A 17,237-nucleotide genomic window follows, 5' to 3' on the forward strand; every position below is an offset into this window, starting at 1 on the left:
AACCAGAAAATACCACAATTTCGCGTTGACAACGCCTCCAGCGTGGCGCGACATTATCGCTGTGACAGGCTCGGAACGGAGGACGGAGGCTGAGCCGCACGAAAAATCGCTTGCCCGAACACCCGGGAGATCGTCGGGTGCAAGGGTACCGAAATTCAGGATCCGCGGGGGCGGATGCCGGCGTCGAAGAACCCGGCACAAAGGGGCTCGTCGGTGCGGTGCGGGATACCGATCCCGGGATCTGCACCGACGAGATCTTCGCGTTGCCTCCATTCCTCCGTCCGATTGTCATCGCTGGCCAGCCGTGACATGCGTGGAAAATTGACCCAATGTTGGACGAGATCGTGACTGTCGAAGACCGCATCCGTGCGCTGCCTTGCTGGACCGGCAGCATCGACATCGCGCCGCTGCCGGGCGGGCTGAGCAATGCCAATTATCTGGTCAAGGACGCGGCCGGGCGGCACGTCGTGCGGCTCGGCCAGGACTATCCGTTCCACCATGTCTTTCGCGAGCGCGAGATGATGACGGCGCGGGCAGCGCACGCGGCAGGCTTCGCTCCGGCCGTCCACTACACTGGACCCGGCGTCATGGTGACGGAGTATCTCGGCGCCAAGGCCTATGTCGCGCAGGACGTGCGCGCCGATCTCGGCCGCGTTGCCGCGTTGCTGCGCGGTTTCCACCGGGAGATGCCCGGTCATGTCTCCGGCGCCGGCTTCATGTTCTGGGTATTCCATGTCATTCGCGACTATGCGCGCACGCTGGAGGAAGGCCGCAGCCGCAAGCTGGGCGAACTGCCGCGCCTGCTGACGCTGGCGGACGAGCTCGAGCGCGCGCAAAAGCTGCTGCCGATCGTCTTCGGCCATAATGACCTCTTGCCGGCTAACATAATCGACGACGGTCACAGGCTGTGGCTCATCGATTTCGAATATGCAGGCTTCAACACCGCGATGTTCGACCTTGCCGGCGCGGCGTCGAATGCAGGCATGAGCGACGAGGAGTCCTTCGCCTTCCTGACCGTCTATTTCATGAAGGAGCCAGACCCGGCGATACGGCGCTCGCACGCCGCCATGCAATGCGCGTCGCTGCTGCGTGAGGCGATGTGGGGCATGGTTTCCGAGCTTTACCTCGACGCGCCCGGTGTCGACTACGCCGCCTACGCCGACGAAAACCTGGCGCGGCTCGAAGCCGCCCTGGAAAACTACAGGACAAAATACGGGACGCGGACATGACCTTGCCCGCCCAGGCCGGGATCGTCGTCATCGGCGGTGGCATCATCGGCTGTTCGACGGCCTATCATCTGGCGCGCGACCACAAGGCCGAAATCGTGCTGCTCGAACAGGGCAAACTGACCTCGGGTTCGACCTGGCATGCTGCCGGGCTGGTCGGCCAGCTACGCTCGTCGGCGTCGATCACGCGCGTGCTCAAATATTCGGTCGATCTCTACAAGGGGCTGGAAGCCGAAACCGGCCTCGCCACCGGCTGGAAGATGACTGGCTGCCTGCGCCTCGCCACCAATGCCGACCGCTGGACCGAGTATAAGCGGTTGGCAACGACGGCCAAGAGCTTCGGCATGGACATGCATCTGCTGTCGCCGGCCGAGGTCAAGGAGATGTGGCCGCTGATGGAAACCGGCGACCTCGTCGGCGCGTCCTGGCTGCCGACCGACGGTCAGGCAAGCCCTTCCGACATCACCCAGTCACTGGCCAAGGGCGCGCGCATGCATGGCGCCAAATTGTTCGAGGAGGTGCGGGTCACCGGCTTTGAAATGAGAGACGGCCGCATCACCACGGTAAAGACCAGCAAGGGCGATATCGCCTGCGACAAGGTGGTGAACTGCGCCGGGCAATGGGCGCGGCAGGTGGGTGCGCTGGCCGGCATCAACGTGCCGCTGCAGCCCGTGAAGCACCAGTACATCATCACCGAGAGGATCGTCGGCTTGGCGACCGACGCGCCGACAATTCGCGACCCCGATCGCCGCACCTATTTCAAGGAGGAGGTCGGCGGGTTGGTGATGGGCGGCTACGAGCCGAACCCGCAGGCGTGGACGACCGGTCTGCCGGGCGGCGATGTGCCGGACGATTGGGAGTTCCGGCTCTTCGACGATGATTACGATCATTTCGAGCAGCATATGAGCCAGGCGATCGAGCGTGTCCCGGCGCTCGCCAATGCCGGCGTCAAGCAGATGATCAACGGGCCGGAGAGCTTTACGCCGGATGGCAATTTCATCCTCGGTGTGGCGCCGGAATGCGCCAATATGTTCGTCGGCGCCGGCTTCAATGCCTTCGGCATCGCGTCCGGCGGCGGCGCCGGCTGGGTGCTGGCGCAATGGGTCGTCGACGGCGAGGCGCCGCTCGATCTGTGGGTGGTCGACATCCGCCGCTTCTCCGATCTCCACCGCGACCGGCAATGGGTCCGCGACCGCACGCTGGAAGCCTATGGCAAGCACTACACGATCGGCTTCCCGCATGAGGAATATGTCAGCGGCCGGCCGCGCATCGTCTCGCCTTTGTACGAGCGGCTGCAAAAACATCGCGCCGTGTTCGGCTCGAAACTTGGCTGGGAGCGGCCGAACTGGTTCGCGCCGGAAAGCATCGAGCCGAAGGACTTCTATTCGATGGGCCGGCAGAACTGGTTCCCGGCGGTTGGCGACGAGCACCACCACGTGCGCGAGAAGATCGGTATTTTCGACCAGTCGTCTTTCGCCAAATACGAAATGACCGGAGCCGACGCGCTGAAGGCGCTGGACTGGATCTGCGCCAACGACGTCGCCAAGCCGGTCGGCCGGCTGACCTACACGCAGCTCCTCAACACGCGCGGCGGCATCGAGGCCGATTTGACCGTGGCGAGGCTCGGTGAGGAGAAATTCTACATCGTCACCGGCACCGGTTTCCGCACGCATGATTTCTCCTGGATTGCCGATCATATCGGCAGGGAGTTCGACGTGATGCTGACCGACGTCACGGAGGATTTCGGCACATTGTCGCTGATGGGGCCGCGCGCCCGTGACGTGCTGTCAGCGGTGACCGATGCCGACGTCTCGAATGCCGCCTTTCCATTCGGCCATGTTCGCGAGATCGCCATTGCCGGTCATGCCATCCGGGCACTGCGCGTCACCTATGTCGGCGAACTCGGCTGGGAACTGCATGCGCCGATCGCGGCGACGGGCGAGGTTTTCGACGCGCTGATGACGGCGGGCGCTGTCCACGACATTCGCCCGGTCGGCTATCGGGCGCTGGAATCGCTGCGGCTGGAAAAGGGCTACCGCGCCTGGGGCGCCGACATCACGCCCAACGACACGCCGCAGGAGGCCGGCCTCGGCTGGGCGGTGAAGCTCAGGAAGAACACCGATTTCCTCGGCCGGCGGGCTCTGGAAAAGCTCGACGGCGCGGCGCTCGGGAAACGCTTTGCCGGCTTCACTGTCGATGATCCGGACGTCGTGCTGCTCGGGCGCGAGACCATCCTGCGCAACGGCGAGGCGGTCGGTTATCTCACCAGCGGCGGCTATGGCTACACCATCGGCAAGAACATCGGCTACGGCTATGTGCGCAATGCCGATGGCGTCAACGATGATTTCCTCACTTCCGGCAACTACGAGCTGGTGGTGGCAATGGAACGGACGCCGGCTAAGATACACCTCGAGCCGCTTTACGATCCGGCAGGAGCAAAGGTGAAGGCGTAGAGCCTTTCGGTTTCAGCCTCAGTTCACGATGAGCACCAGCCCCCGGCTCGGCACGGTATCGGCCTCGCCTGGCATCGAAACATAGGACGGCGTCTCTTCGGCGCGCGTGACGGTGCCTTGCGCCTCGAGATCGGCGATCCGCGCGGCAAACCCGGCATCCCACAGCGTGTTCTTCACTGTCAGCACGATCACCCCGCCCGGCCGGCAGATGCGGATCAGCTCGTCCAGACCCTCGGCCCCGACATGACCGGACGTGAAGACGCCGGCTGAGATGATCCCGGCATAGGCGTCGTCCACGAAGGGCAGCGGTCCGCCAAGCGCCAGGCAGTGCAGCGCCGAATAGACGCCCTTGCGCGCGGCTTGCGCCAGCATGCCTTCCGAGATGTCGAGCGCCTCGACCTGCGGATAACCGGTAATGGCAAGCCATTCGCCGATGAGCCCGGTGCCGGCGCCGGCATCGAGCAGAGGAGCGGCGCCGCGCGGCAGATGGCGGGCCAGCAAGGCAAGGCAGATGGTGGGATGGCGATAGCCAGCCGCCGACATGTCGGCGTCATAGGTGCCTGCCCAACTGTCGTAGAGCGCCGCGACGTCTTCCGGCCGCTTCGCCGCATAGGCTGCGGCGAGTGCGCTCTGCTGATTGCTGTCCGTCATCGCTTTCCGTCGCCTGGTATCGATCCGCAACGCGATCATAGCCAAACGGCGAAAACTGTGGAACCGTCGTCGTCCCAATAACACGGGGAAAGGAGCGAAATCCATGGCGGACGACCGGGCGCGCGCCGCACTTGCGGCCATTCCGATGCTGGCCGGCTATGACGGCCCTCTGGAACGGCTCGGCGGTCTCACCAACCTCGTCTTCAGGGGTAAGGATTTCTGCCTGCGTATCCCCGGCAAGGGCACCGAGGAATACATCAACCGCGCCAACGAGGCAGTGGCGGCGCGGGAAGCGGCGAAGGCAGGCGTCAGTCCCGAAGTGCTGCATGTCGATGCCGAGACCGGCGTGTTGGTGACCCGCTTCGTTGCCGGTGCCGAGACGATGTCACCGGAAAAGTTCAAGACTCGGCCGGGCAGCCCGGCACGCGCCGGCAAGGCCTTTCGCAAACTGCACACATCCGGCGCGGTGTTCCCCTTCCGCTTCGAGCTGTTTGCGATGATCGACGATTATCTGAAAGTGCTGTCAACCAAGGACGTCGCCCTGCCTGCCGGCTACCACGATGTGGTCCGCGAGGCGGAGGCAGTGCGCTCAGCACTTGCGGCTCAAGCTCTGCCGATCGTCGCCTGCCACTGCGACCCGCTCTGCGAAAACTTTCTCGATACGGGCGACAGGATGTGGATCGTCGACTGGGAATATTCCGGCATGAACGATCCGCTCTGGGATCTCGGCGACCTCAGCGTCGAAGGGCAATTCAACGCCGCGCAGGACGAAGAGATGATGCTGGCCTATTTCGGCGGCGAGCCGAGACCGGCGGAGCGCGGCCGCATCGTCATCTACAAGGCGATGTGCGACCTGTTGTGGACGCTCTGGGGCTTGATCCAGCTTGCCAACAAAAATCCGGCCGACGACTTTCGCGCCTATGCCGACGGCCGGTTTGCGCGCTGCAAGGCGCTGATGGAGACGCCGGAATTTTCGCGGCATCTCGCGGCGGTGCGCCGGGGTTAATTTACACCCTTCGGCACGTTTTCCGGCGGTACCGTGTCGACCACCTTCTGGCGGTGGAAGATGAACAGGCCGGCCAGCACGACGATGGCCGAGCCGATCAGGATGCGCGGCCCAGGCACATCGCCGAAGAAGGCGAGGCCGAAGACCACTGCCCACAACAGCAGGCTGTAATGCAGCGGCGCCAAGGTCGAGGCCGGCGCCAGCTTCAACGCCCTGGTGATCATCAGATGCGCGCCGCAGGAGACGATGCCGAGAAGCAGCATGGCGCCGAAATCGAGCGAGGACGGCGTCTTCCAGCTGCCGAGGGTCAACGCAGCGCCGACCAGCAGCGTGCCGATGGTTTGCCAGGTGACCAGCGAGGTGTCGCTGGTGCCGCGCAGCCGCCGATTGAGGATGATGGCGAAGGCAAAGGAAATGCTGCCGGCGAGCGCGAACATCGACGACAGCGAGAACGCGGCCGAGGACGGCTTCAGCATGATCAGCACGCCGCAGAAACCGACCAGGATAGCCGCCCAGCGGCGCCAGCCGACCCTTTCGCCGAGCAGGAAGTGCGACAGCGCCGCGACATAGATCGGCCCGGCCATGTAAAAACTCATCACATCGGCGAGCGGCAGATAGACGACCGCCGCGTAGAACAGCGCCGTGTCGAGCGTCGTCATCACCACGCGAAGCAGCTGCAGCTCCGGCCGCTCCATGCGAAACAGCTTGGCCGCACCCTGATGTGCAATCATCGGCCCGAGTATGAAAAACGCGCCGATCGAGCGGATCAGCACGACCTGGCCGACGGAAAAACTGGCGACCAGCCACTTGCCCATCGCGTCGTTCAGCGCAAACAGGAAGTCGCCGGCGAGCATCAGCAGGATGCCGGCCAGCAGCACGTTCATGATCGTTGAGTACTGGGCTGCGGGCTGCGCCATCCGTTACCGGTTCCTCGCCGTGGGGTACGGTGACCCGCGTCGTAGTCGCAAGCTGCGGCCATGACGAGGCGAAAATCGAGAATTCGGTAAGACCAGCGCCGGAAATCGGCTGGACTAATGCATGTCGCGCAAAAGTGTGCAGCGGTTTTGCGATAACGACACGCTTAAAAACAAGACCTTAAAGCGCGTCGCGTGGGTCCGTTCAAACGCGACGCGCTTTAAGCGTGGCGCCGGTTCACCGTGCCCGGCCTTCCAGCGATCGAAAGCCGCGTGTCCTGCCGGCTGCGCTCGGCCACCACCTTGCCCCTGGCGATGACGCAGAGACGCTCTGGGCGCAGCCGCAGCGCCTCGACTGGGTTGCCGGCATCGAGAACGACCAGGCTGGCGCGCTTGCCGACCGCCAGGCCAAGGTGGTCGAGGCCCATGATGGCGGCATTGACGTTGGTGACCATATCGAAGCAGCGCGCCATCTCGGCCGGGCTCGACATCTGCGCGACATGCAGGCCCATGAAGGCGACGTCGAGCATGTCTGCGGTGCCCAGCGAATACCAGGGGTCGAGCACGCAATCCTGGCCCCAGCCGACGCGGATGCCTTGCGCCAGCATCTCCTTGACCCGCGTCAGTCCGCGGCGCTGGGGAAAGGTGTCGTGGCGGCCCTGCAGCATGATGTTGATCAGCGGATTGGGGATCGCCGAAACGCCGGCCTCGGCAATCAGCGGCAATAGCTTCGAAACGTAGTAATTATCCATCGAATGCATCGATGTCAGGTGCGAGCCGGCCACTCTGCCCTGCAACCCGAGCCGCTGCGTCTCATAGGCAAGCTGCTCGACGTGGCGCGACAGCGGATCGTCGGTCTCGTCGCAATGCAAGTCGACCATCAGGCCGCGCTTCGCCGCGATTTCGCAGAGCTCGGTGACGGAGCGCGTGCCGTCGGCCATTGTGCGCTCGAAATGCGGAATGCCGCCGACGACATCGACGCCTATGTCGAGCGCCCGGATGGTGTTGTCGCGCGCCGTCGGCGAGCGGTAAAACCCGTCCTGCGGGAAGGCGACCAGCTGCAGGTCGATATAGGGGCCAACCGTCTTCTTCACGTCGAGCAGCGCTTCGACCGCCAGCAGGCGGTCGTCGCAAACATCGACATGGGTGCGGATGGCGAGCAGGCCCATCGACACCGCCCAGTCGCAATAGGCGAGCGCACGGTCGCGCACCGCTTCGTGGGTCAGAAGCGGCTTCAACTCGCCCCAAAGCGAGATGCCTTCGAGCAGCGTGCCCGAGACATTGATGCGCGGAATGCCGAGCGAAAGCGTGGCGTCCATATGGAAATGCGGATCGACGAAGGGCGGCGAGACCAGATTGCCATGGGCATCGATCGCCGTGCCGGCGCTGACGTTCAGCTCGGGCTCTATCGCTGCGATCGTTTCGCCGACGATGCCGATATCCGCGATCCTGCCGTCGGGCAGCATCCCGCCGCGCACCACAAGGTCAAAATCCATCTAGCGCCACCTCGTTCAAAAAAGCCGTTTCTTTCCATGCAGCGTGCTGCCGCAAGGCGGAACCTTCAGGCGCGGCCCTTCCCTTCTTCCCTTGTGGAAGAAGGTGGCCGCGAAGCGGCCAGATGAGGGGTGTTCCAGCTTGGCGCCGGCGGCACTCCGTCCAGCACCCCTCAACCGTCTTGGCGTTGCGCGCCAATCCACCTTCTCCCACAAAGGGAGAAGGAAAAGCCTCTATTCCGGCACGTACCGCACCGCCCCCTTGGCGGCACTTGTCGCCATCGCCGCATAGGCGCGCAAGGCTGTCGTCACCTTGCGCTTGCGCTTTTCTTCGGGCTTCCAGGCAGCCGTTCCCCTGGCCTCCATCGCGGCGCGACGGGCGATGAGTTCGGCGTCGTCGACAGCAAGCCTGATGGTGCGGTTGGGGATATCGATCTCGATCGTGTCGCCTTCCCTGACCAGCCCGATCAGACCGCCTTCCGCGGCTTCCGGCGAGACATGGCCGATCGACAGGCCGGAGGTGCCGCCGGAAAAACGACCGTCGGTGATCAGTGCGCAGGCTTTGCCGAGACCTTTCGACTTCAAATAGCTGGTCGGGTAGAGCATTTCCTGCATGCCGGGTCCGCCGCGTGGCCCTTCATAGCGGATGACGACGACATCGCCGGCCTTGATCTCGTTCGACAGGATCGCCTTGACGCTGGCGTCCTGGCTTTCGAACACTCTTGCCGGACCGGTGAATTTCAGGATCGATTCATCGACGCCCGCCGTCTTCACGATGCAGCCATCGATTGCCAGATTGCCTTTCAGCACGGCAAGGCCGCCATCCCTGGAGAAAGGATGTTCGGCCGAGCGGATGACGCCCTTCTCGCGGTCGAGATCGAGATCGTCCCAGCGGCGGTCCTGGCTGAACGCGACTTGCGTCGGCACGCCGCCGGGTGCCGCCAGGAAGAAATCCCGGACATTCTGGCTGGTGGTGCGCGAAATGTCCCAATGATCGAGCGCTTCGCCGAGGCTTGCGGTGTGCACCGTCGGCAGGTCGCGGTTGATCAGCCCGGCGCTATCCAACTGGCCGAGGATGGCCATGATGCCGCCGGCGCGATGGACATCCTCCATGTGGACGTCAGCCTTGGCCGGAGCCACCTTGCACAGCACCGGCACCCGCCGCGACAGCCGGTCGATGTCCTCCATGGTGAAGTCGACCTCGCCCTCATGTGCCGCGGCGAGGATGTGCAGGACCGTGTTGGTCGAGCCGCCCATGGCGATGTCGAGCGTCATGGCATTCTCGAAGGCGCCCTTCGAGGCGATGCTGCGCGGCAGCGCGGTGTCATCGTCCTGCTCGTAATAGCGCTGGGCGAGATCGACGATCAGATGACCGGCCTCGACAAACAGCCGCTTGCGGTCGGCGTGCGTGGCCAACGTCGAGCCGTTGCCGGGCAGCGAGAGGCCGAGCGCCTCGGTCAGGCAGTTCATCGAATTGGCGGTGAACATGCCGGAGCAGGAGCCACAGGTCGGACAGGCCGAGCGCTCGATGATCCTGACGTCCTCGTCGGACACCTTGTCGTCGGCGGCTGCGACCATGGCGTCGACCAGGTCAAGCGCCTGGGTCTTGCCGGCGAGCACCACCTTGCCGGCCTCCATCGGCCCGCCGGAGACGAAGACGGTCGGGATGTTGAGGCGCAGCGACGCCATCAGCATGCCGGGCGTGATCTTGTCGCAATTCGAGATGCAGACCATCGCGTCGGCGCAGTGCGCGTTGACCATGTATTCGACCGAGTCGGCGATCAATTCGCGCGACGGCAGCGAATAGAGCATGCCGTCATGGCCCATGGCGATGCCGTCATCGACGGCAATGGTGTTGAACTCCTTGGCGACGCCGCCGGCTTTTTCGATCTCGCGGGCAACCAGCTGGCCGAGATCCTTCAAATGGACATGGCCCGGCACGAATTGGGTGAAGGAATTGACCACGGCAATGATCGGCTTGCCGAAATCCGAATCCTTCATGCCGGTAGCGCGCCACAGGCCGCGGGCGCCGGCCATGTTGCGGCCATGGGTGGTGGTGCGGGAACGGTAGGCGGGCATTGAACTGTCCTTGCTGTCTGCGTCGCGCCCAAAGGTGCGGAAAACCGGAATTGAGCCGCAGACCTTATAGACGGCACACTCTGGTCTGGCCACAATTTTGCGCTGCGCCAGGGTGCGGAACGAGCGGCCAGCCAAAGACGCAGCCGGTCCAGGCCGTAAAAAAGTCAGAAGCGCTGTCGGATCGTGGTTTGCTCGAGCGTCCTTGAGCAGACGGCGGACCGGGCATCAATTGCCAGCCGGCCGTTTGCGAGCGAAACAAGCCAAAACCAGCCCGAGGAGCAAGCGAATGCAAAAGATCACCCCCTGCCTGTGGTTCGACGACCAGGCCGAGGAGGCCATGAACCATTACATCTCCATCTTCAAGAATTCGAAGGTGCTGAGCGTGATGCGCTGGCCCAAGGGCAGCGGCGATAATGAGGGCAAGGTGCTGATGGTCTCATTCGAGCTCGACGGCGTTCAGTTCCAGGCGCTCAACGGCGGCCCGCAATTCAAGTTCACCCAGGCAGTCTCGCTTTCCATCGACTGCAAGACGCAGGAAGAGGTCGACTATTTCTGGGACAGGCTCATCGCGGGCGGTGGCCAGCCCAGCCAGTGCAGCTGGCTGAAGGACAGATTCGGCCTCTCCTGGCAGGTCGTTCCCGAACAGCTGCCCAGGCTGCTGCTGGACCCCGACACGGAAAAGGCTGGCCGCGTGATGCAGGCGATGATGCAGATGAGCAAGATCGACATCGCCAAGATCGAAGAGGCAGCCAAGGGGTGAATGGAACGCGATCTTGCCTTCTCCCCCTGTGGGAGAAGGTGGATCGGCGCGAAGCGCCGAGACGGTTGAGGGGTGTGGGACGGAATGAGACGTTGGTGTTTTCTGGAACACCCCTCATCCGTCGCCTTCGGCGACACCTTCTCCCACAAGGGGAGAAGGGAAAACCAACAGCTCAAGCCGCCCTGTCGCGGACCTGATAATCCTTGACCGCGGTGAAGCGGATCGCCTTCCAGCGCTCGGCCTCGTAGTTGAGCGAGAAGGCGTGCTGGGCGAGGAACACCGGATCGTTGTCGAGGTCGCGGGCAATGTCGCCGCGATGCGCCTCGATGAAGCGCTGGAGCTCGGCCCTGTCGTCGGCCGATATCCAGCGGCAGACGGAAAAGCGCGACATTTCGAAATCGACCGGCAGTGTGTATTCGAAGTTTAGCCGCTCCTTCAAGACGTCGAGCTGCAGGGCGCCGACGACGCCGACGATGGCTGGCGAGCCGTCCTCCGGCGAGAACAATTGCACGACGCCTTCCTCGGCCATCTGGTGCAGCGCTTCCTTGAGCTTCTTGGCTTTCATGGCATCGCCGAGGCGAACGCGGCGCAGGATTTCAGGCGCGAAATTCGGCACGCCGCGAAACAGGATCTCCTCGCCCTCGGTCAGCGTGTCGCCGATGCGCAGCGTGCCGTGGTTGGGGATGCCGACGACATCGCCGGCGAACGCCTCGTCGGCCGTGACGCGGGTGCGGGCGAAGAAGAATTGCGGTGCCGACAGGCTCATCGGTTTCCCCGTGCGCACCAGCTTGGCCTTCATGCCGCGCTCGAGCTTGCCGGAGCAGACGCGCACGAAAGCGATGCGGTCGCGGTGATTGGGGTCCATATTGGCCTGGATCTTGAAGACGAAGGAGGTCATCTTGTCCTCGGTCGCCTCGACCTTGCGGCTGTCGGCCTCCTGCGCGCGCGGCGGCGGCCCGTAGGCGCCGAGCGCCTCGATCAGGTCGCGCACGCCGTAATTGCGCAGCGCCGAGCCGAAATAGACCGGGGTCAGATGGCCCTCGCGGAAGGCATCGAGGTCGAGCGGGCGACAGGCCGCGCGCGCCAGCTCCAGCTCCTCGATGAAGGCCTCGCGCTCGTTCTCCGGCAACAGGCCGGCGACGCGGTTGGAATCGGGTCCATTGACCGGCGTGCGCTCCTTTTCGGCGTCGCCCTTGCGCACCGCGTTCAGCGCCAGATGGTAGGTCCCGGAAAAGGTCTTGCCGCGGCCGATCGGCCAGGTGATCGGCGCTGTATCCAGTGCCAGCTTCTGCTCGATCTCGTCGAGGATGTCGAATGGGTCTCGGCTTTCGCGGTCCATTTTGTTGACGAAGGTGATGATCGGGATGTCGCGCAGCCGGCAGACCTCGAACAGTTTCAGCGTGCGCGGCTCGATGCCCTTGGCGGCGTCGATGACCATGACCGCGCTGTCGACCGCCGACAGCGTGCGATAGGTGTCGTCGGCGAAATCCTCGTGGCCGGGCGTGTCGAGCAGGTTGAAGACGGTGTCCTCGTATTCGAAGGTCATCACCGAGGTGACCACCGAAATGCCGCGCTCGCGTTCGATCTTCATCCAGTCCGAGCGGGTCTGGATGCGGTCCTTCTTGGCCTTGACCTCGCCGGCAAGCTGGATGGCGCCGCCGAACAAAAGCAGTTTTTCGGTGAGCGTCGTCTTGCCGGCGTCGGGGTGGGCGATGATCGCGAAAGTGCGGCGGCGCGATACCGCTTGTTCGATGTCTTCAGCCAATTTCATGGAATCCTGTCTGTGGCGCGGGCTTCTAGCAGCGCTTTTCCAGCCTGTCGAACGGAAACACCGCTGATACCCCGGCAGCAGGTTCAGTCTCTGACGATAGCCGCCTGCGAGACCGAGCCAACGTCATCCAGGCGCATAACCAGCCATTCAGAGTCGATCGAAAAAAATCCTCTTTCCGAACCAAGAATATAAACCAGACTCCAGTCCTCGAAATAGTCCGTCTTCGGCGGCTCGCCGAGCATGGCAACAACTTCTGCCCGCGATTTCCCAACCAACGCCCCGGTCAGCACCAAACCGTCAGCGATGCGATGGCGTTTATGCAAAGGATCCAGCCAGTTGTCGTCCTGCCACCAAGATCGAACGAACGGCAGCGGGCCAAAGAAGACGGCATAGACAATGGCGGCTCCGGCTGCAGCAAAAACCAACCCTTTTATCCAGCGGCGCAAATGACCCTCATGTGATTGAGCTGAACGTTTCCAGTGAGGCGATCGTCATCGACCCGCTTCGAGAGCGGTCCCGGCAACGCCCTTGGTAAGTCTGTAGCATGGTGGCAATGAGGGCAAGAAGTCCTGGGCGTTTGAAGGTACACGGCCGTGAGCAAGAACATCATCGTCATTGGATCCGGCATCATTGGCGCCTCCATCGCTTGGCACCGGCAGAGCTAAGCTGTCGACCTCTCCGGCTGCCGCCGGTTCACGTCCCGACGTCAGGCCGATTCGGTCGCTCGGCTCTCGAAGGCCACCTCCGGAATCCACTCGGCAATTGTGGCGCCGATCCTGCCGGCATGGTCCTCCTGTAGATAATGCGCGCCGGGTCCGAGATCGATCAACCGGCAGTTCTTCAGGCCGGCCGCGAATTCCCGTGCCGCATGCGGCGAGACGAGGGCCCCCGGATCGCCTGAGAAAAGCAGCTTCGGGTAGGAGGAGAGCCGGAGCGCCCGATGGTCGTGCTCGCTGATGGCAGCGACATCGGCGGGCTGGCCTTCAATCGGCAGGTCGCGCGGCAGCCGCAGGATCGGCTTGCGCGATTGGGGCGTCGGGAACGGTGCCCGGTAGGAGGCCATTTCCTCATCGCTCATCGTGCGCAGCACCGCAGCCGGAAGCACCTTTTCGACGAAGACGTTGTCTTCCAGGACAAGCTTCTCACCGACGCCAGGCGTGCGCATTGCCTTGAACAATTCGCGCGCCTGCGGACGCTGGTGAAAATCGTCCCAACTCTCGAAGGGGCGGATGAATTCCATGAAGGCGAGGCCGAGGATCCGCTGCGGCCGCCGGGCCGCGAGATGGAAGGCGAGCGCGGTGCCCCAGTCCTGCGCGACGACCACCACGTCACTGATGCCAAGCGTCTCGATGAAGGCGTCGAGATAGCGGACGTGGTCGAAGAAGCGATAGTCGATGTCCGGCTTGCCGGATTGGCCATAGCCGATCAGGTCGGGCGCAATGCAGCGGCCGAACGGCGCCACATGCGGGATGATGTCGCGCCAGATGTAGGACGACGTCGGGTTGCCGTGCAGGAATAGCACCGTCGGACCGGCAGTACCTGCCTCGACATAGGAGATGGTGGAATCGAGTACCGCGACTTCCGAGCGCGGCACCGTTGTGCGGGATTGCTGCTTTTCGAGTTTCGGGTTCATCGGATCAGCTCCTTTTTTACGAAGACTGTTTTGAAGACGATATTCTTGAAACGCTCGAGCGGTTCGGGACTGCGCTCCACCTTCATGCGCAGCATCGCGCCTTGCCAGGAACTCAACAGGAAATCGGCGAGGTCCTCGGCATCGAACGCGTCGGTGATGTCGCCAGCCGCCTGGCCCTCGGCGATGCATTCGGCAAAGGGCTTGCGCCAGCGTTCGAAGATGGCGACGAGTTGCAGCCTCAGCGCCTCACTGTGAGCCGCCGTCTCGAGGCTGAGATTGCCGATCATGCAGCCCCGTGCCCAATCATGCGCCTCCAGCTTCGACGTGATGATTTCGAGATAGCGGCGCAAGCGCCCGACCGGGGGTGTGCCGTCCCGGGCAAGGGCCTGCTCCGCCAAACCGCTCACATAGGCGAAATAGCGGTCCAGCACCTCGCCGGTGAACGCCTCCTTGGAGGCAAAATGATTGGTGAAGGACCCCGGACGGGCATCGGCCGCGGCGACGATGTCGCGTACGCCGGCGGCCGAATAGCCGGAGCTCCAGATGGTTTTGAAACCGGCGTCGAGAAGTTTTTCGCGAAGTGAATGTCTAGCCATGCCAGGTAAAATACGTACGTACGTATTAAAGTCAAGAGGCACATTTGATACGGCTCGCTCTTGGCAGAACCCACGGGCAATGGCATCGCAGTGGTGGCGTTGGAACGAGGAGTGAAGCATGACAGCTGCGAAAGAAGTGATCGTCATCGGCGCCGGTATCATCGGCGCCTCCATCGCCTGGCACCTGACCAGGGCTGGAGCAAAGGTGACGGTCGTTGCCGGCAGCGGCGCCGGCGGCGTCGCGACACCGAATTCCTTTGCCTGGATCAATGCCAGCTGGGGTAATCCGCAGCCTTACTTCCGACTACGGACTCGATCGATGGCCGAATGGACGCGACTGGCGAACGAGGTGCCCGGCATCCCGTTGCAATGGTGCGGCGGCCTGTGCTGGGACCTGCCACGTCCCGAACTCGAAGCCTATGCGGCCGAGCACTCCGCATGGGGCTACGGCATCGAGCGTGTCGACCTTGCCGGAGCGGCCCGCATCGAGCCCAATCTGACCGAGCTTCCCGATTTCGCCCTTTATGTCGCCGAGGAAGGCGTTGCCGAGCCGGTCGCCGCCACGCAAGCACTGCTGGCCGACGCCGAACGGCGCGGCGCGCGAATTGTAGCCGGGACGACCGTCACCGCTCTGGTGCAAGCCAACGGCAGGATTGCCGGCGTCGATACATCCGGCGGGCGGATTGCTGCCGACGAGGTGGTGATCGCGGCCGGAGCCGGCTCCCCGGCAATCGCTGCCACAGCCGGGATAGAACTGCCGATCGAAACGCCGCCCGGCCTGATCGTGCATTCGCGCCCCTACGAAAAGCTGCTCAACGGCCTGGTGATCGGCGACCGCCTGCATATGCGCCAGACGGCGGAAGGCCGCGTCATCGCCGGCTCGGATTTCGGTGGCGCCGATCCCGGCATGGATGCCCCGGCCACCGCCCGCGAGCTGTTTGCGGCGATGAAGGCGATGCTGCGCGGCGCGGATGGGCTGGAACTCGATTTCCACACCATTGGCTATCGGCCCACGCCGGTCGATGGCTTTCCGATCATAGGCCGCGCCGAAGGCACGAGCGGCGTCTATGTCGCCGTTATGCATTCCGGCATCACGCTGGCGCCGGCCGTCGCCCTGTTCGCCGCCCGCGAAATCCTCGACGGCGAGCGCGATCCGCTGCTTGATCCCTACGGACTGGCGCGGTTTACTCAATAGCCGGGCGGGCGGCGAAAGCCGCCGGCCAGCGGCTCGATTGCCCTGGCGATTCCGAGCAGGCGCCGCTCCGACCAGCGTTTGCCGACAAGCTGTAGTCCGATGGGCAGGCCGTCGCGATCTTGTCCGCAGGGCAGCGACAGTGCCGGATGGCCGCTGTAGTTGAACACCGCGCCATAGGCCGGCAGCATCAAGTAGCTTTGCGTCTTGCCGTCGACCTCGATCGGCGTTCCCGGCTCGCAATGCGGGAAGGCGGTGGCCATGGCGACCGGGCACAGCAAGGCGTCGCAGCCGTCGAAGAACCGTTCCCACGCCAGGATGGAGCTGTCGCGGCGGGCGAGCGCCTCGAACCAGCGCGAGACCGGCGTCGGCTTCTCCGGTGGTTTGGGCTGGGCCGCCTCCAGCATCATGCCGATCAGCGCACCGCCTTGTGCTAGGTCGTCGTGCAGGTCGAGCTCCGGCAATTTGGCATCCTCGACGATGGCGCCTGCCGACTGAAGCTCCTTTGCCAGACTTTCGACCGCCGCGCTGATCTCGCCGGCCACCGGAAAGCCCGGAAAGGACGGCGCGACGGCAATGCGCAAATTTCTGAGATCCAGCTCCGGCATGGTTTCGACCGGTACCGGCGCAAGGTCGGTATCGCTTCCATCCGGCCCGGCAATGAGGCCGTAGATCAGTGCCAGGTCCTCGACGCTGCGCGCCAGCGGTCCGAGGCAGGACATCAGCCGCACGCTGCGCGGCGCCCCGCCCGGGTCGGGGAAGGCGCCGGCGAGCGAGACGCGGTGCTCGGTCGGCTTGAGGCCGTAGACGCCACAAAAGGCGGCCGGCAGCCGGATCGAATCCTGCATGTCGGTGCCGACCTCGAACGGCGTCATACCAGTGCCGAGCGCCGCCGCCGCACCGCCGCTGGAGCCGCCGGCGGTGCGCTGGAGGTTCCAGGGGTTGCCGGTGCGGCCGAACAGTGGATTGTCAGACTGCCAGTCACCGAGCATCGTCGCCACGTTCGTCTTGCCCACCAGCACGCCGCCTGCCGCCTTCAGCCGGGCAACGACCGGACTGTCTGCCCTCGGAGCATAGTCGGCGAAGGCCGGGAAGCCGACGGTGGTTCTCATGCCGGCGGTTTCATGCGTGTCTTTCAGTGTGAACGGCACGCCATGCAGCGGCCCAAGAGCCTCGCCGCGCGCCTGCGCGTCGTCGGCTTTGACGGCGCGTTGCCGCGCACCGTCCCGATCGAGGGTTACGACGGCATTGACCGCCTTATTGTGCCTGTCGATCTGCGCCAGATGCTCGTCCAGCACCTCTATTGCGGAAACCGTACGGTCGCGGATGGCCGCGGCCAGTTTGGTGGTCGAGGAAAAGACGATATCCATGGTGAATGCTCCGGGCTATCGCGCCGCGATCCTCAAAATGGCGGATTGGCGCGTGGATACAAGCCTGGCTCGGCATTCGACGATGGCGGCGCT

Annotated in this window: 14 protein-coding genes; 5 read left to right on the top strand and 9 right to left on the bottom strand. The window is 64.0% G+C overall.

The window, feature by feature from the left end; genetic code table 11:
* Positions 1 to 344: 344 nt before the first annotated feature.
* Together NKH16_RS08020 and NKH16_RS08025 are read left to right on the top strand one after the other, a co-directional pair.
* Complete coding sequence (locus NKH16_RS08020; RefSeq protein WP_352899043.1) at positions 345 to 1,229, top strand: phosphotransferase; 885 nt, start codon at positions 345 to 347, stop codon at positions 1,227 to 1,229.
* Complete coding sequence (locus NKH16_RS08025) at positions 1,226 to 3,679, top strand: GcvT family protein (RefSeq protein WP_352898953.1); 2,454 nt, start codon at positions 1,226 to 1,228, stop codon at positions 3,677 to 3,679. Before NKH16_RS08020 ends, NKH16_RS08025 begins: the two co-directional genes overlap by 4 nt.
* Positions 3,680 to 3,697: 18 nt before the next feature.
* Here the strand turns inward: NKH16_RS08025 and NKH16_RS08030 are convergent, their stop codons facing one another.
* The gene (locus NKH16_RS08030; protein WP_352448485.1) at positions 3,698 to 4,330 is read right to left on the bottom strand and encodes a class I SAM-dependent DNA methyltransferase; all 633 of its coding nucleotides are present in this window, start codon (positions 4,328 to 4,330) and stop codon (positions 3,698 to 3,700) included.
* A 103-nt stretch (positions 4,331 to 4,433) separates the two neighbouring features.
* On the opposite strand from NKH16_RS08030, the gene NKH16_RS08035 reads away from it, so the two are divergent.
* The gene (locus tag NKH16_RS08035; protein WP_352898957.1) at positions 4,434 to 5,336 is read left to right on the top strand and encodes a phosphotransferase; all 903 of its coding nucleotides are present in this window, start codon (positions 4,434 to 4,436) and stop codon (positions 5,334 to 5,336) included.
* Here NKH16_RS08035 and NKH16_RS08040 read toward each other — a convergent pair.
* From NKH16_RS08040 to ilvD, 3 genes are all read right to left on the bottom strand, one after another.
* Positions 5,333 to 6,253 carry a DMT family transporter gene (locus NKH16_RS08040; RefSeq protein WP_352540426.1) on the bottom strand — a complete coding sequence of 307 codons (921 nt, stop codon included), beginning with the start codon at positions 6,251 to 6,253 and terminating at the stop codon, positions 5,333 to 5,335. The two genes, NKH16_RS08035 and NKH16_RS08040, sit on opposite strands and share 4 nt — an antisense overlap.
* Before the next feature lie 218 nt (positions 6,254 to 6,471).
* Positions 6,472 to 7,746 carry an amidohydrolase family protein gene (locus NKH16_RS08045; protein WP_352898960.1) on the bottom strand — a complete coding sequence of 425 codons (1,275 nt, stop codon included), beginning with the start codon at positions 7,744 to 7,746 and terminating at the stop codon, positions 6,472 to 6,474.
* 231 nt (positions 7,747 to 7,977) lie between these two features.
* Complete coding sequence (gene ilvD, locus NKH16_RS08050; RefSeq protein WP_352614564.1) at positions 7,978 to 9,822, bottom strand: dihydroxy-acid dehydratase; 1,845 nt, start codon at positions 9,820 to 9,822, stop codon at positions 7,978 to 7,980.
* 286 nt (positions 9,823 to 10,108) lie between these two features.
* On the opposite strand from ilvD, the gene NKH16_RS08055 reads away from it, so the two are divergent.
* The gene (locus NKH16_RS08055; protein WP_352743080.1) at positions 10,109 to 10,582 is read left to right on the top strand and encodes a VOC family protein; all 474 of its coding nucleotides are present in this window, start codon (positions 10,109 to 10,111) and stop codon (positions 10,580 to 10,582) included.
* A gap of 172 nt (positions 10,583 to 10,754) precedes the next feature.
* Here NKH16_RS08055 and NKH16_RS08060 read toward each other — a convergent pair whose 3' ends face one another.
* From NKH16_RS08060 to NKH16_RS08075, 4 genes are all read right to left on the bottom strand, one after another.
* Complete coding sequence (locus tag NKH16_RS08060) at positions 10,755 to 12,353, bottom strand: peptide chain release factor 3 (RefSeq protein WP_502893745.1); 1,599 nt, start codon at positions 12,351 to 12,353, stop codon at positions 10,755 to 10,757.
* Between the two features lie 83 nt (positions 12,354 to 12,436).
* Complete coding sequence (locus NKH16_RS08065; protein ID WP_352469957.1) at positions 12,437 to 12,799, bottom strand: hypothetical protein; 363 nt, start codon at positions 12,797 to 12,799, stop codon at positions 12,437 to 12,439.
* Between the two features lie 260 nt (positions 12,800 to 13,059).
* On the bottom strand, positions 13,060 to 13,986 hold the full coding sequence (locus tag NKH16_RS08070) for a haloalkane dehalogenase (RefSeq protein ID WP_352469958.1): 927 nt from the start codon (positions 13,984 to 13,986) through the stop codon (positions 13,060 to 13,062).
* Complete coding sequence (locus tag NKH16_RS08075; protein WP_352614617.1) at positions 13,983 to 14,582, bottom strand: TetR/AcrR family transcriptional regulator; 600 nt, start codon at positions 14,580 to 14,582, stop codon at positions 13,983 to 13,985. Before NKH16_RS08075 ends, NKH16_RS08070 begins: the two co-directional genes overlap by 4 nt.
* A 118-nt stretch (positions 14,583 to 14,700) precedes the next feature.
* On the opposite strand from NKH16_RS08075, the gene NKH16_RS08080 reads away from it, so the two are divergent.
* Complete coding sequence (locus NKH16_RS08080) at positions 14,701 to 15,777, top strand: NAD(P)/FAD-dependent oxidoreductase (protein ID WP_352469959.1); 1,077 nt, start codon at positions 14,701 to 14,703, stop codon at positions 15,775 to 15,777.
* Here NKH16_RS08080 and NKH16_RS08085 read toward each other — a convergent pair.
* A complete protein-coding gene (locus NKH16_RS08085; RefSeq protein ID WP_352614557.1) occupies positions 15,771 to 17,144 on the bottom strand; it encodes an amidase in 1,374 nt (457 codons plus the stop codon). The genes NKH16_RS08080 and NKH16_RS08085 overlap by 7 nt on opposite strands.
* Positions 17,145 to 17,237 lie beyond the last annotated feature (93 nt).

The organism is Mesorhizobium sp. M1307, assembly GCF_040318155.1.
Lineage (GTDB): Bacteria > Pseudomonadota > Alphaproteobacteria > Rhizobiales > Rhizobiaceae > Mesorhizobium.

Coding starts and splice junctions, on each gene's coding strand:
- NKH16_RS08025 (WP_352898953.1), top strand. CDS start 1,226: ATGACCTTGCCCGCCCAGGCCGGGATCGTCGTCATCGGCGGTGGCATC.
- NKH16_RS08030 (WP_352448485.1), bottom strand. CDS start 4,330: ATGACGGACAGCAATCAGCAGAGCGCACTCGCCGCAGCCTATGCGGCG.
- NKH16_RS08035 (WP_352898957.1), top strand. CDS start 4,434: ATGGCGGACGACCGGGCGCGCGCCGCACTTGCGGCCATTCCGATGCTG.
- NKH16_RS08040 (WP_352540426.1), bottom strand. CDS start 6,253: ATGGCGCAGCCCGCAGCCCAGTACTCAACGATCATGAACGTGCTGCTG.
- NKH16_RS08045 (WP_352898960.1), bottom strand. CDS start 7,746: ATGGATTTTGACCTTGTGGTGCGCGGCGGGATGCTGCCCGACGGCAGG.
- ilvD (WP_352614564.1), bottom strand. CDS start 9,822: ATGCCCGCCTACCGTTCCCGCACCACCACCCATGGCCGCAACATGGCC.
- NKH16_RS08055 (WP_352743080.1), top strand. CDS start 10,109: ATGCAAAAGATCACCCCCTGCCTGTGGTTCGACGACCAGGCCGAGGAG.
- NKH16_RS08060 (WP_502893745.1), bottom strand. CDS start 12,353: ATGAAATTGGCTGAAGACATCGAACAAGCGGTATCGCGCCGCCGCACT.
- NKH16_RS08070 (WP_352469958.1), bottom strand. CDS start 13,986: ATGAACCCGAAACTCGAAAAGCAGCAATCCCGCACAACGGTGCCGCGC.
- NKH16_RS08075 (WP_352614617.1), bottom strand. CDS start 14,582: ATGGCTAGACATTCACTTCGCGAAAAACTTCTCGACGCCGGTTTCAAA.
- NKH16_RS08080 (WP_352469959.1), top strand. CDS start 14,701: ATGACAGCTGCGAAAGAAGTGATCGTCATCGGCGCCGGTATCATCGGC.
- NKH16_RS08085 (WP_352614557.1), bottom strand. CDS start 17,144: ATGGATATCGTCTTTTCCTCGACCACCAAACTGGCCGCGGCCATCCGC.